12 protein-coding genes are annotated in these 14,241 nt (G+C 67.3%); 10 read left to right on the forward strand and 2 right to left on the reverse strand.

The genetic code is table 11. From position 1 onward, the window contains the following. From AC1U2B_RS23820 to AC1U2B_RS23850, 7 genes are all read left to right on the forward strand, one after another. Positions 1-1,557 (forward strand): virulence factor Mce family protein, encoded by a 1,557-nt coding sequence (locus tag AC1U2B_RS23820; protein ID WP_071288604.1) that lies wholly within the window; start codon positions 1-3, stop codon positions 1,555-1,557. Then, positions 1,527-2,171, forward strand: a complete 645-nt coding sequence (locus AC1U2B_RS23825) for a hypothetical protein (protein WP_043391240.1) — start codon at positions 1,527-1,529, stop codon at positions 2,169-2,171. The genes AC1U2B_RS23820 and AC1U2B_RS23825 overlap by 31 nt, the downstream gene beginning before the upstream one ends. 32 nt (positions 2,172-2,203) lie before the next feature. Continuing rightward, a complete protein-coding gene (locus AC1U2B_RS23830) occupies positions 2,204-3,139 on the forward strand; it encodes an RDD family protein (protein WP_480218722.1) in 936 nt (311 codons plus the stop codon). Further along, positions 3,139-3,702, forward strand: a complete 564-nt coding sequence (locus AC1U2B_RS23835) for an Rv1363c family protein (RefSeq protein ID WP_480218723.1) — start codon at positions 3,139-3,141, stop codon at positions 3,700-3,702. Before AC1U2B_RS23830 ends, AC1U2B_RS23835 begins: the two co-directional genes overlap by 1 nt. Beyond that, positions 3,669-4,499 carry a mammalian cell entry protein gene (locus tag AC1U2B_RS23840; protein WP_480218724.1) on the forward strand — a complete coding sequence of 277 codons (831 nt, stop codon included), beginning with the start codon at positions 3,669-3,671 and terminating at the stop codon, positions 4,497-4,499. The genes AC1U2B_RS23835 and AC1U2B_RS23840 overlap by 34 nt, the downstream gene beginning before the upstream one ends. A gap of 492 nt (positions 4,500-4,991) precedes the next feature. After that, positions 4,992-7,379 (forward strand): alpha/beta hydrolase family protein, encoded by a 2,388-nt coding sequence (locus AC1U2B_RS23845; RefSeq protein WP_480218725.1) that lies wholly within the window; start codon positions 4,992-4,994, stop codon positions 7,377-7,379. Positions 7,380-7,534: 155 nt separating this feature from the next. Then, on the forward strand, positions 7,535-8,011 hold the full coding sequence (locus AC1U2B_RS23850; protein WP_480218726.1) for a hypothetical protein: 477 nt from the start codon (positions 7,535-7,537) through the stop codon (positions 8,009-8,011). A gap of 11 nt (positions 8,012-8,022) precedes the next feature. Here the strand turns inward: AC1U2B_RS23850 and AC1U2B_RS23855 are convergent, their stop codons facing one another. Beyond that, complete coding sequence (locus AC1U2B_RS23855) at positions 8,023-9,060, reverse strand: phosphodiester glycosidase family protein (RefSeq protein ID WP_480218727.1); 1,038 nt, start codon at positions 9,058-9,060, stop codon at positions 8,023-8,025. 239 nt (positions 9,061-9,299) lie between these two features. After that, positions 9,300-10,058, reverse strand: a complete 759-nt coding sequence (locus AC1U2B_RS23860; RefSeq protein WP_480218728.1) for a pirin family protein — start codon at positions 10,056-10,058, stop codon at positions 9,300-9,302. A gap of 67 nt (positions 10,059-10,125) precedes the next feature. Between AC1U2B_RS23860 and AC1U2B_RS23865 the strand changes: the two genes are divergently transcribed. The 3 genes from AC1U2B_RS23865 (at position 10,126) to AC1U2B_RS23875 (ending at position 14,226) form a co-directional block, all read left to right on the forward strand. Further along, a complete protein-coding gene (locus AC1U2B_RS23865) occupies positions 10,126-10,569 on the forward strand; it encodes a MarR family winged helix-turn-helix transcriptional regulator (RefSeq protein ID WP_480218729.1) in 444 nt (147 codons plus the stop codon). A 45-nt stretch (positions 10,570-10,614) separates the two neighbouring features. Then, the gene (locus tag AC1U2B_RS23870) at positions 10,615-11,019 is read left to right on the forward strand and encodes a hypothetical protein (protein WP_480218730.1); all 405 of its coding nucleotides are present in this window, start codon (positions 10,615-10,617) and stop codon (positions 11,017-11,019) included. A gap of 144 nt (positions 11,020-11,163) precedes the next feature. Beyond that, a complete protein-coding gene (locus AC1U2B_RS23875) occupies positions 11,164-14,226 on the forward strand; it encodes a hypothetical protein (protein ID WP_480218731.1) in 3,063 nt (1,020 codons plus the stop codon). The last annotated feature ends 15 nt before the right edge of the window (positions 14,227-14,241 follow it).

Here is a 14,241-nt window from a genome sequence, read left to right on the forward strand (position 1 = left end):
ATGCTCACCCGGTTTCTGAAGATGCAGTTGGTGATCTTCAGCATTCTCACGGTGGCCGCGCTCGTCGGCCTGTCCCTGATCTACCTGCAGTTGCCGACCTACCTCGGGGTGGGCATGTACCGGCTGTACGCCGACCTGCCGAACTCCGCCGGTCTGTACAAGACGGCCAACGTCACCTACCAGGGCATCACCATCGGCAAGGTGCTGGCGGTGGAGCCGACGGAGACCGGCGCCCGCATCAAGATGGACATCGACGACAAGTACAAGATTCCGGTGGACTCGGTCGCGAACGTCCACTCGGTGTCGGCGGTCGGTGAGCAGTTCATCGACCTGGTGTCGCCCGGTAACCCCAGCCAGGTGTTCAAGGAAGGCCAGACCATCACCAAGGGCACGGTGCCCAAGGAAGTCGGTCCGGCACTCGACTCGGCCGAGAACGGCCTGAAGGCGCTGCCCAAGGAGAAGATCGGGGCACTGCTCGACTACACCGCGGAGGCCGTCGGCGGGCTCGGTCCGTCACTGCAACACCTCATCGACGGCACCCAGGCGCTGGCGGGGGACTTCAAGGACAACATCGGTTCGGTCGACGACATCATCCAGAACTCGGCGCCGATCCTCGACAGCCAGGTCAAGTCCGGTGACGCCATCTCGCGGTGGGCCCGGAACCTGAACGTGCTGGCCGGGCAGTCGGCCCAGCAGGACGCGGCGCTGCGTGGCGCCATCCAGCAGGGTGCGCCGACGGCTGATCAGCTCAACTCGGTGTTCGGCGAGGTTCGGGACGCGCTACCGCAGTCGCTGGCCAACGTCGAGATCGTCCTGGACATGCTGAAGCGGTACAACAAGGGCCTCGAGCAGGTCCTCGTGGTGTTGCCGATGGCCGGTCCGATCGTCGACTCGCTGACCGCGGTCTACGAGAAGGAACTCCCGATCAACCTGGCGCTCGGCATCAACCAGCCGCCGCCGTGCCTCACGGGCTTCCTGCCTGCGGGCAAGTGGCGTTCCCCGGCGGACACGTCCACCGCGCCACTGGAATCTGGCCTGTACTGCAAGATTCCGAAGGACGCTCAGAACACGGTCCGCGGCTCGCGCAACCTGCCGTGTGTGGATGCACCGGCCAAGCGCGCGGCGAGCCCGATGGAGTGCCGCGACAACAAGCCGTACGAGCCGCTGGGCACCAACCCCTGGTACGGCAACCCGGACCAGATCGTGAACTGCCCGGCCCCGGCCGCGCGCTGTGATCAGCCCGTCGATCCGGGCAAGGTGATCCCGGCACCGTCGATCAACAACGGGATGAACCCGTTGCCGGCCAACATGCTGCCGCCCCCGGAGCGGGCGTCGGCTCCGTCCAGTGACCCGATCAGTGCACCGGGACAAGGCACCGTCGCCTGCAGTGGACAGCAACCCAACCCGTGCATCTACACTCCGGCATCAGGACCAGAGGCCACCTACAACCCGCAGAGCGGTCAAGTGGTCGGACCGAATGGTGTGAAGTATTCGGTCAGTAACTCGAGCAACCCAGGAGACGACGGATGGAAGGAGATGCTGGCACCAGCCAGCTGAACCCCACCGATGAGCAGGACGTCACGTCGCAGGACGTGGTGACGACAGAGCCGTCTGCCGAGGAATCGATCGAGGAGCCGGGCGTAACCGGTGAATCAGAGGGTGCACAGCGCCCCGCCCGGATCGGGCGGGGCATTGCCCTGACGGTGTGCGTGGTGCTCGTTGCCCTCGCTGCCGCAGTTGGCGCGGGCGGCTGGTTCGCGCTCAAGTCGCATCGGGAGAGCCAAACGCTCGCGGCGAACGAGACGGCCGCGATCGCTGCGGCCAAGGACTGCGTGACGGCCACCCAGGCCCCCGACACGTCGGCGATGATCGCTGCCCAGACGAAGATCATCGAGTGCGCCACCGGTGCGTACGCGACGCAGGCCTCGTTCATGAGTGGCATCACGCTGGAGGCGTACAAGGCCGCCAACGTGCAGGTGCAGATCTCGCAGATGCGGGCCGCCGTCGAGAAGCACAACGACGACGGATCCATGGACGTCCTGGTGGCGGTCCGCGTGAAGATCAGCAACAGCGCCGAGAAGGACAAGGAAGTCGGCTACCGGATGCGGGCGCAGATGGCGCCGGTCGACGGGAAGTACAAGGTGGCCAAGCTCGACCAGGTCACCTCGTGACGGTTGGTCACGAGACGACGAGTACCGAGTCAGTGAGCACCGAGTCCGAGTTCGAACCGGTCCCGGAGTTGGCCTCTTGGCCGGCGCGGGCCGGTGCCTTCGCTCTGGACGTCGTGCTGGGCGTGGCGGTCATCGCCGTGATGGCGCTGCTGGGCTATGCCGCTCGGGCCGACTGGACGCTGTGGGTGTACGCCTCGGTGGCGACCCTGGCGGCGGCCGCGATCCTGGTGAACCGGTGGCTGCTGCCGTCGATGACGGGATGGAGCCTGGGCCGTTCGCTGTTCTCGATCCGGGTGGAGCGGGTCCCCGACGGCGTCCCCGCGGGTATGGGCCGGCTCATTGTGCGGGACTTCGCGCATCTGCTGGACACCGTCGCGGTGCTGCTGGGCTGGCTGTGGCCGCTGTGGGATTCGCGGCACCGCACGTTCGCAGATCTGTTGCTGCACACCGAAGTTCGCGTTGCGCCGGCTCCTGAGCGCGACACCGGTCGGCGGGCGGGGCAGGTGCTCGCGGCCGGCGCGCTGGTCTGTGTGGCGGCGGTGGGGCTGAGTTACGGTGTGCAGTTCCGGCACGATCGCGCGGTCAACGAGGCGCGGCACCAGATTTCCGAGCAGGGTCCCAGGATCGTCGAGCACGTCCTGAGCTACGGCGTCGATACGTATCAGAACGACTTCAAGACCGCCCAGGCCTTGGTCACCGACGGCTACCGCGACCAGCTGGTCAAGCAGCAGCAGGTGGTGAGCAAGAAGCCGACGACCAATCAGTACTACGCGGTGAGCAGCGCGATCCTGAGCGCCGGCACCGACCAGGCCTCGATGCTGCTCGCGCTGCAGGGCCAGCGCGGCGTCGACACCAACTCGCTCCGGTTCATCACCGCCACCGTGCGGGTCGACTTCGTGAAGTCGCGAGACGGTAAGTGGCTGCTGTCGAATCTGACGGTCCTCAAGAGTCCGCGGGGAGGACGCTGATGAGCCCGCGCCGCAAGATCGATGCCGCCGAGCGTTTCGTCGCCGGGGACTACTTCAAGGCCGTGGCGGGCGCGCCCAGTCGGCTGGTGCTGACTGTCATTGCCTGCGTCACAACGGTTTTGGTGATCGCCGCGATCGCGGCCAGCACTTACCTGGTGGTCGAGCACGAGAAGGACGTGGCGAGTCAGGCCAAGTCGGCGGCCGTGCTGGGTTACGTGGAGGAGTTCATGAAGGGCTTCACCGCGGTCGACCCGTTCCACGCCAACGCCTACGTCGAACGCATCGCGGGGCAGGCCACCGGCGACTTCGCCAAGCAGTTCAAGGACAAGCACGACCAGATCCTGATGCAGGTGGCGCGCGCGCAGCCTGCGGAGGGAGCCGTCGAAGACGCAGGTGTGCAACGGTGGAATGACGACGGCAGCGCTGACGTGCTGATCGCGATGAAGCTGACGACGACGACGCCGGACGGCAACGCGACCGTGGAAAGCGGATCGCGTTGGGTGGTAACGGCTACGCAGGAAGGGCAGCAGTGGAAGATCAGCCGCATGAATCCGGTGATGTGACCCCCGGGGAGTCTGTGGCCGACGCTCCGCAGGGGACGGCCGACGCGCCGCAGGGCAAGGCTGCCCGGCGTCGGCATCGCCTGCCCCGGCATCAGACCGCCGACACGGCGCCTGCGGACGACGCAGCCGCCGAAGACACCGATGCCCCGGCCGATGTGGCTGGCGAGGCTGACGAGAAGACGGAAGATGCTGCCGCCCAGGATGATTCGGCAACCGAGACGGTTGACGAGGTAGCGGCGGACGAGGCCGAAACGGCCCCGGTGGTGCTGGTGCCGCACCGTCCTGCCGGGCGCAGGCTGCTGGCTGCGGGTGTGGTGGCGGCGGCGTTGTTCGTCGGCGCCACGGCGTTCGCGGGTGCCGCGGTACAGCCGTATCTGGCCGATCGTGCCCTGGTGCAGAACAAGTTCGAGGTCGCCAAGACCGCGGCCGCGGCGGTGACCACGCTGTGGTCGTACTCGCCGAACGACATGGACAAGCTGGCGGACCGGGCGCAGCAGTACCTGACCGGCAGCTTCGCCGAGGAGTACCGCAAGTTCGTCGATTCGATCGTCGCGAGCAACAAGCAGGCTCAGGTCACCAACCAGACCAAGGTGATGGGCACAGCGGTGGAAAGTATCGGTGCAAATGAGGCGACCGCCATCGTCTACACCAACTCGGTCGCGACCAGCCCGCTGACCAAGGGCATCCCCTCGCTGCGGTACTTGTCGTACCGACTGAGCTTGAAGCGTTCCGGCGCCGATTGGAAGGTCAGTCAGATGAGTGCCCTGACCAAATTGGATCTGACGCCGCAGCTGTAGCCGCGGGCCCAATTGGGCGTGTTTGCCTGAGTGGGCGCGCACTGCCTGTCAGCACACTGTGAACCAGCCGCCTTCGTCTCTTGGCGACGGCAGGTGACGGCTGCCGCCGGCGCATCGACTATGGCCTGAATCACGTTCGGACCTGCGGCGGGCGCCTGTCACAGTGACCGCGTGCGTCAATATTTGCCACGGCACGGCCCCGGCGGAGAGGTCCGCCGCCAATCCGTCAGCAAACTAATTTCCCGAGACGAAAATTAGCTGACCGCCTGGCGTTCACTTGGCGGTGTTGGCTCCGTTGGCCTGTTTGCCAGATTTGGGAAAGCGGCAGGTCAAGGTGCGTGTTGGAGCTGCGATGCATTAATGTTACCGTCCGGTTGATAACCGATTGTGGCGGCTGAGGGGACGGGGCAAATGGCTGTTACGCATCTGGCTGGGCGTGTTCAAGCAAAGCGGGCGGCATTGCTGGGGGTGACTGCCGCAACAGTTACCGCGATGACGGTCACGGCGTCGGTACCGAACCCGCCGGCCCCCAGGGTGGTGCCGTCGTCGCACTCGGCCGTCAACCTGTCCGCGTTCACCACGCCGTTCCCGAAGCCGGGCGTGCTGCCCGACATCACCTTCGGCGTCGGCAACGCCGCGTACAACCTGGCGCAGAGCGGCGTCGACGCGCTGCTCCCGCCACTGGTCCAGGCACTCAGCGGCATCGGCGGTCTCAGTGGCCTGAACCTCACCAACCTCATCAACCAGCTGCCGAAGAATCTGCTGAGCCAGATTCTCGATGCGCTGCCGATCAAGCTGACGCCGCTGCTCAATGCGGCGCTGGGCCCGCTCCTCACGGGCGCGCTGGTCCCGCTGCTGAGTGCGCTGGGCATCATGGACCCGCAGGGCAACGTGACCCTGAGTGGCCTGCTGGACGTGCTGGGCATCCACCTGGACAACATCCTCGACCTGAGCGGTCTGGACATCCCGGGCGTCAACATCGTCACCGCCGGACCGGTGTTCAGCCTGCTGAAGATCGCGGGTCTGGACCTGGGCTGGACCCCGGGCACCGCCAACGCGATTGCCAATGCGATCAACACCACCGACTACCTCGACGTCGGCGCCATGGGCCTGATCAACGAGGTACTGGATCGGGCCTCGAACCTCGGCGGTCTGGGCCCGCTGATCAGCGCCCTGCAGGTGGTGATCAACACCGTGGGCGGTGCCATCGGCCTGGACAAGCTGGATCTCATCGACGTGCGCGTGCCGCTCAGCGTCGGCTTCGGACTCGGCGCGTTCTCCATGGGCCAGGCGTATTCGAAGGTGCTGGCGGACCTGTCGAACCAGCCGGGTGGCACCACGCACGCCGGCGCCAGCCCGGTCCTCGGCAGCCTCACCGTTCTGCCGATGATCCTGCTGAACAACCTGGGCCGCGCCAACGGCGGCCTGCTGGCGCGCTTCTACCCGCTGGGCGACCTGCTGGGCATCAACCTCATCACCCCGGATGTTGCGGCAGCGCACAGCGGTGGCATCCCGCTGCTGAACACCGGCCTGTCCATCGGCGGCGCGAACCTGTTGCCGATCAAGGTCGACGCCACCCTCGAATACCAGCCGTTCTCGGACCTGGCGGCCTGGCCCAACCCGTTCAGCCTGGCCAACAACCTGGTCGCCGGCACCCTGCCGACCTACCTGCTGCGCGGCATCTCGACCGCGACGCTGACCAACCAGCTGACCACTCAGCTCGGCGCCCTCACCGGTGGCCTGCTGACCGGAAATCCGTTGGCCGTCAACATTTATCTGACGATCCCGACGAACACGCTGCCGTTGATGGAACCGATGTACCTGACCGGCGACGTGCTGAACATGGTCAGCTTCGGCACGTTGGGCAGCCCCGTCTACAAGTTGGCGAATGCACTCGCGCCGGCCATGACCAGCCTGGTGAACCTCGGCTACACCGACGTGGTGCGCAACCCCGACGGCACCTACAGCCGTACCCTGAACGACCCCGGCACCCCGACGCCGTTCTTCTCGTTCCCGAACGTCAACTGGCAGAAGGTGCCAGCGGACATCATGAATTCCCTGGTGGCGGGGTTCAAGAAGGAATTCTTCAGCGCCAACCCGACGGATGCGCCGGACAACGCGGTCGAGGCACTGCTCAAGCTGCTCACCGGCGGCAAGCTCAACGGCTTCAACCCGCTCGGCGGCTTGGCCGGCACGGTGCAGAACCTGCTCAAGAGCGTGCTGGGCACGGTGGGCGGCCTCACGCAGGGCGCGACGATCAACGCGCTGGCGGCGAAGGAGGGCGTCGTCAGCCCGACGGCCGCGACCGACATTCCGTCGACCACTCCGAAGCTGCAGTCGCTGTCTGCCAGCCTCACCGGGCTCACCGGCACCAGCAAGAAGGACGGCAAGCAGGCCACCGAGCAGACGGCAGCCGAGAAGGACAAGACCGGCACCGAGCCTGCGGCCGAAAATCCCAAGACCGACCCGAAGACGGACCCGAAGGCAGAGCCCAAGGCGGAGGACACCAAGACCGATCCGAAGGCCGACCCCAAGGCCGATCCGAAGTCCGACACCAAGACGGGCACCGAGGAGTCCTCGGGCAAGCACGCCGCCGAGGAAGGCACCCCGTCCACGCCGGACAGCGGCAAGAAGCCGAAGCATGCCGCTGACGATGCGGACGGCACACCCGCCGCGAGCAAGGACAAGAAGGACAAGAAGGCCGACAAGCCCGCGAAGTCCGACAAGGGCACGAAGGCCGCCAAGGACAAGTCCGAGAAGGCGACCAAGGCCGACACCTCGGACAAGACCGACGGCCCGAAGACCAAGCGGCAGAAGAAGGATGGCGCCGCGAAGGCGAGCTCCGGCACCGGCGGTGGCTCCGCCGCACACGCCGGCTGACCTACGGCAACAAAGACGCCCGACGTGAATCCACGTCGGGCGTCTTTGTTTCTCCGCTGGTCCTATCCGGCGAGTGTGCGCAGTTTCTCTGGCCGGGGTCTGCGTAATGACGTGCCGGGCACGCTGGTCGGTCTCGCGCTGGTCCGGCGAGCAGCTTGCCGGCGACGAACGCCGGCGCCGTCAGCCCGGCGGCCGTGATTCCGTTGACCGCTGCGAAGCCGGCGTCGCTGTCTTTCGGCGGGGCCGGCGTCAGTGGCCCGCCCGCGAAGAACGAGAACCACGGCCCCGAACAGTCGGCGGGCAACAACGACGAGGCCGACCAGCAGTCGGCCCAGCAGCCACAGGCACAGGCCAAGACCGACCCCGAGGGCGAGCCCGAGGCAGAAGAGCCCGAGGCCGATCCGGAGACCGATCCTCAGGCCGATCCGCAGGCACGCCGGGAAGCCTTCGATCTCGAGACCGATGACGGGAGGTCGGTGTCGGCGCCGGATGGCGGCGAGGACGAGTCGCGCCAGGCCGCGGGCCGAGGCGGGACGTCCCAGGCCGGCAGCCCCAAGTCCGAGCAGCAGTCGAAAAGCGCTGGCGCCGAGGCTGATTCCGGTGCCGAGAGCGGCACCGGTGGAGTGGCCTGACGCCTGACGCCTCAAGCGAAGCCGAGCCAGCCGGGTAGTGCGCGTTCGCGCGAGTCGCAGAGGACCGCCGGGGTGTCGCAGGAGCCGCGCGGGGTGCCGGACCCGGCCCAGCGGCCTCCGGTGTCGCGCCGCAGCACGATGGCCGACGAGCCGCCGCCGTCCAGGAGGATGGCGGTGTCGCTGCCGAGTGCCCGGAACAGATCCTGGATCTGGTCGGGGGTGTAGCTGCCGCCCTGGAAGATGTACATCTCGTCGCGGCTCCGCACGTAGGCGAGTGCCGTGCGGGCGGCGCTGGGGCCACCGTCGTTCAATTGGCTGGTGTCGCCGGGGGCCAGCAGGCCGATGCCGCTGACCGCGACGAACCGGGCGCCCTGGTTCACCAGATTGTTGATCGCTCCGGTCGCGGCGTTGAAATCGCTTGTGCTGCTGGGAGTTATCACGTAGGGCGCGCCGTCGGACGGGATGATCATGGTGCTCAGCGCGGTCCAGACCTCGTTGCCGCCGGACAGGCCCTGCTTGCCCGCATAGGGGATGGTGCCGGTGACCGCGGCGTTGGCGCGGCCCTGGCCGCGGGTGTTGTCGACGTAGGCGCCCAGCGGCGAGCTACATCCCGTGGAGGTCCACGACCCGCCCTGCTGACCGCGGATGTCGAAGAAGTTGGCGTTCACCGCGATGGTGGGCCGGCCCAGGGCCTGCCAGGCTTCCAGCGGCGTGAAGATCTCGGAGGCCTGAAACAGTCCTTCGCCGGTGCGGGCGCGGGGATCGCGCTCGCAGCGGGACTGGATGCCGCGGTGGGAGTCGACGAGTAGCCGCGGGTTCATGCGTTGGGACGCCGCTTTGATTACGGTCAGGTGCCCGCCATTGCCCGATTCGTACCAGTTGCCCGCGGCGTTGAGCAGCGGTGCGGGGTGATCGCCGCCGAAGTTGTACACCAGGAAGCTGCCGCGGTAGTTGGTGATGGCGTTGACCAGCAGAGCGCGGCCGTCGGCGGCGTGCGCCGCCGGTATTCCGACGGTGCCGACCAGGCCGGCGGTCAGGGTCAGAAGCATTGTGCGCCTGAGGATTTTCCGCGCGCGACGGAAGGTGTCGCGTCGGGGAATCGGCCCGAGAAACGACATTGTGGCCCTTCCTCCGGTCCGATACAACGACCTTCAGCGTAGCCACAGCAAACACTCTGTCAACTTTGGTCACGCCCGCATCACGGGGCGATGACGGTTGAATCACCTTGGTGGACAGGGCAATTGGCCCCACCGTCGACCGGGGCCGGGGTGGGGCCAATTGCGCTGGGCTATGAGCCGGACAGATCGGTGTGCATTTCCCACACCAGGATCTCGGCCGGCGTGGTGGCGGTGACGCGCTGCCCGCCCGACGCGGTGAGCCGCACCGCGTCGCCTTCCTGCAGCGGTCCGGCGCCCTCGAGCGCGACCTCGCCACGTGCCACGAACAGGTGCAGGTACTTCGCCGACGGCAGTTCGACACTGTCGCCCGGCTCCAGCCGGGCGCCGTGCAGTGCGGCGTTGCGCTGGCCGATGGTGATGGCGGTGTCATTGGAATGGCCCGGCATGCCCGAGGCGATGGTGACCAGCTTTCCGCGCAGCAGTTCGTCGTCGATCTCCAGCTGCTGGTAGCCGGGCGTCTTGCCGGACTCATCGGGAACCACCCACATCTGGACGAAATGCACGGGTTCGCTGTGTGATTCGGCTCCGGTGAGGCGCCAGGAGTCGTTCTTCTCAGAGTGCAGGATGCCGCGTCCGGCGGACATCCGTTGGGCCAGCCCGGGGTAGATGACCCCGGAGTTGCCGGTCGAGTCCTGGTGGACGAGCGACCCGCGCAGCACCCAGGTGACGATCTCCATGTCGCGGTGCGGATGGGTCTCGAACCCCGAGCCCGGGGCGACCCGGTCGTCGTTGTTCACCAGCAGCAGGCCGTGGTGGGTGTTGTCCGGGTCGTAGTGGCCGCCGAAGGAGAACGAGTGCTTGGAATCCAGCCACGAGATGCGGGTGGCGTCGCGGTCGGCGGCGCGCCGGATGTCGACGGTCTCGGTCATGTCAGCCCCTGTCGTTGTCGGTGAGCTTAGGTGTCGCTACTGGACGTCACAACATAAATGATGTGTCATGTATTTCATGTGGCTCACCGACGACCAGCAAGACCTCTGGCGTGGCTATCTGGCGATGAGCGGCCGCCTACAGGCGGAGCTCAACCGGCAGTTGCAGCGCGATCACGGGCTGTCGCTGGCGGACTACGACGTACTGGTCGCGCTCAGCGAGCTACCCGACTGCCGGATGGGTGAGCTCGGTGCCCATCTGGGGTGGGAGCAGAGCCGGGTGTCCCACCAGCTGACGCGCATGCGGTCCCGCGGTCTGATCGAGCGATCCGGGTCCGCAGATGACCGGCGCGCCGCCGTCGTCACCCTCACCGCGGGCGGGCGGGATGCGCTCGAGACTGCTGCGCCAGGGCACGCCGAGTTGGTGCGCTCGGTGGTGTTCGACAACATGAGCCGAACGCAGGCGGATGCGTTGCGGCGGTGGACCGCGACGGTCCTCGCGCGATTGGGCTGAACGGACCCTGTGAGTCGGAGTGAATTCGCGGCTACAGTAGGCACCGTGGGGTTTGCGGGGAGGATTCACGTGAAACATTCAGTCGCTGCCGTTGTGACGGGGGGCGCGCTGATGGCCGGGCTGGTGTCGTTGCCGGCGCCCCAGGCGCATGCCGAACGCTGCGTGCCCGTGGATGGCACGCCGATGGTGCTCAAGCGGGAAAAGAGCTTCGGCATCGGCAAAGACCTTCAGCTCCTCAGGACCTTTTCCTATAGCGATGGCATGGTGAACTGGAGCATCGAGCAGTCCGGCGGCATCAAGAACAACACCGGTTTCGGTTTCGGCGCGCGGATCAACCAGGTCTACATCCCCGAACTCGATTCGAGTGGATCTGTCCCGGGCAACCCCGGCGAATACGTGAACATCGATAGTTGGCACTTCCACGAGCGGGTCTTGATCTGCCCGCAGTAGTCCCCGCCGGCCGCCGGCACGTTTGCTGACCGGGCGGCACCCAATGTCGCCATATGACACAACCGTCAATTCTGCGGAAATTGCTGTTCTGCCGGTGTTAGCGTCCTGTCGTCGCAGTCAATATTGCGGGACGGGGCGGGGCACATGGGCGGTAGTCATCGCGAACTCGACGTACGCGGACCACGTTTGGCACTACTGGGCGTAGCAGCGGCCACGGCCACGGCCACCGCTGTCGCCGTGCCGGCTCCCACGCCCACGGCGTTGCTGGCACAGAGTCAGCGTGCGGTGAACCTGACGGCGGCCACCACGCCCTACCAAGCGTTCCAGCACACCGTCGACGCCGTCCTGCCGGCGCTGGTCAACCAGTTCGGCCGGCCGCCAACCGTCACCCTGCAGACACTGCTGGCGCAGATCCCGCCGAGCCTGCTGACCGACGTCCTCAACGCCAACGTCGGCAACATCAACGTGCCGTCGCTGCTGAATCTGCTGAGCCCCGACCTGGTCTCCGGCCTGACCTCGCAAGTGGGCTCCGGGACGACGTCGCAGCTGAGCTCGGCGATCAGCGCGGCTGTCAGCTCCGCGCTGACCAGCGCCCTGTCGGGCCTGACGGGCACGAGCTTCCTGAGCACGTTGCAGACGGGCCTGGTGAGCGCACTGGTCGCGCCCTTGCAAACCATGCTGGGCGGGCTGTCCATCACGGTGCCCCTCCTCGGGATACCGCTGAACCTCTCGGGTCTGGTCAACGTCTCCGGCCTCGCCACCACGGTGGCGAACCTCGTCGCCACCGACCTGATCGGTCAGCTGACCACCGGCATCACCAGCGGTCTGACCGGCAGCCTGTCCGGCAGCGCGCTCACCAACGGCCTCGGCGGCACCCTCGCCGGCGCGCTGAGTGGCATCGTCGCCGGCAATCTCGGTGATCTGGTGAATCCGCTGCTACAGGCCGCCGGCTTCGAGGACGCCGCGGGCAACATCGGCGTCGGCTCGCTGCTGAACCTGGCCGGGCTGAACCTCGGCAGCCTCGTCGAGAGCAATGCGATCTCCGTGACCACCGCAGGCCCAGCCTTCACCCTGGCCAGATTGCTGGGCGTCGATCTCGGCTGGACGCCCGGCACCGAGACGGCCATCGCCGACCGCGTCAACAACACGGCGTACTTCACCCTCGGCACGGACACCCTGAAGAACGCGCTCGCGACGAACCTGACCAACGCACTGGGCACCGGCGCGCTGGCGACCAGCCTGACGCCCATCCTGACGAGCGCCCTCACCAGCACCCTGACCAATTCGCTCACCACCTCGCTGACGACCGCGCTGACCAGCGCCCTGACCAGCACCGTGGACGGCACCGTTGGCAGCACCGGCACGCTGACCTCTGCGTTGACCACTGCCATCAGCACGGCCGTCGGCGACCTGGGGCTGAGTTACATCCCGCTGGTGGGTAGCGCGATCGACCTGACCGGCACGGTCGTGAATGCGCTCAATCCGCTGATCGGAGGCCTCGTCACGGGCCTGACCAGCGGGACGAGCATCAGCACGCTGGTCAACGCCACCGTGTCCAGCACCGTGACGAGCGTGGTCGGCAGCGTCGTCACCGGTGCCACCAGCGGGCTGTCGGGCACCGTGTCCAGCGCGCTGACGGGTGTGCTGAGCAGTGCCGTGCTCGGCGTCGTCAATGCGATCCCGTCGATCGACGTCGGGTCGGTGCGGATCCCGATCGTGGTGGGTACCGGCCTGGGCGCGTTCTCGGCCGGTGCGGCGTACCGGGACGTGCTGGCCAAGCTGTCGTCGCAGCCGGGCGGGCTGCACTACTCGGGTGCCACGTCGATCGCCGGCAGCCTGACGCTGTTGCCGGAGATTCTGCTCAACAACGCGGGCCGTGCGAATGGTGGTGTGCTGGCGCGATTCTCGTCGGTGTTGCAGTTGTTGGGCATCAATGCCGTCACCCCGGACGTGGCGATCACCAGTAGCGGCGGAACGGCGGTGGGCAGTACCGGCCTGGCGCTGGGCGGCGCGAACCTCGTTCCGGTGAAGGTCGACGCGACCGTCGAGTACCAGCCGCTGTCGGACTTCGCCGCCTGGGCGAATCCGGTGACACTGATGAACAACCTGGCCGCGGGGCTGCTGCCGACGTACATCCTGCGCGGCGTCGACCAGGCGACCACGGCCGGCCAACTGATCACGCAACTGGAGTCGATGGTCACCAATCTGCAGAACGGTGGCCAGACCAACACCAACATCTACCTGACGGCCGCGGCGAACCACCTGCCGCTGCTGGAGCCCGTCTACCTCGCGGGTGACGCGATGAACCTCATGGGCCTGACGCCCGTCGGGAACGCCGCCTACCGGTTGGGCAATGCGCTGTCGCCGGTCCTGACCAGCCTGGTGAACCTGGGGTACTCGGACGCGTACTGGGATCCCGCGTCGGGCCAGTACCTGCGCACCCTGAGTACCGCGGCCACGCCGGTGCAGTTCGGCACTCTGCCGAACATCGACTGGTCGAAGGTGGGGCCGCGCCTGTTCACGTCACTGGTCACCGGATTCGAGCACGCGTTCACCGGCCCGGTGTCGATGCCCAACGCCATCTCGCAGGCGATCTCGCTGATCAGCAAGGGCGGAAACCTGCTGAGTCTGGGTGCACTGCCGTCCACCACCGCAGCGGTCAAGGCGCCGACCGCGCTGCCGACGGCGGCCACTGCGCCGACCGCGACGGCCAACAAGCCGAAGACGCCGACGGCCATCGCGGCGGTGCCGACCGCAGCGGAGACCGGGAAGCCGACGACGACGACGGAGACCAAGCCGTCGGCGGAGACCAAGCCGTCGGCGGAGACCAAGACGGCGGCGGAGACCACGACAGCGGCTGAGGCCGAGTCACCGGCACCGAAGACCCAGGAACCGGCCAAACCAAAGCACGCCGCCGATGACGCGGACGCCGGAGCGACGGGGGTCGCCGGGGCTGCGAAGGACAGTGCCGCGTCGGATGACGGCAAGCCCGCCGCCGCGGGCAAGGACAAAGGCAAGGGTGAGCGCAAAGCGGGCAAGCCCAAGGGCACCAAGTCCCCGAAGCCGAAGGACAATGCCGCGACCGCGGATTCGTCAGCTGCTGCGGCAGACGGTGACAGCTCCGGAACGGGCCGGCACCGTGCCCCGTCGTCGACCGGCGGCAAACACCGTGCCCCGGAATCGGGCAGCGGCAAGCACGCTGCCTGAGCATTGCCAGGTCCG

Source organism: Mycolicibacterium sp. P4_G11, assembly GCF_056555145.1.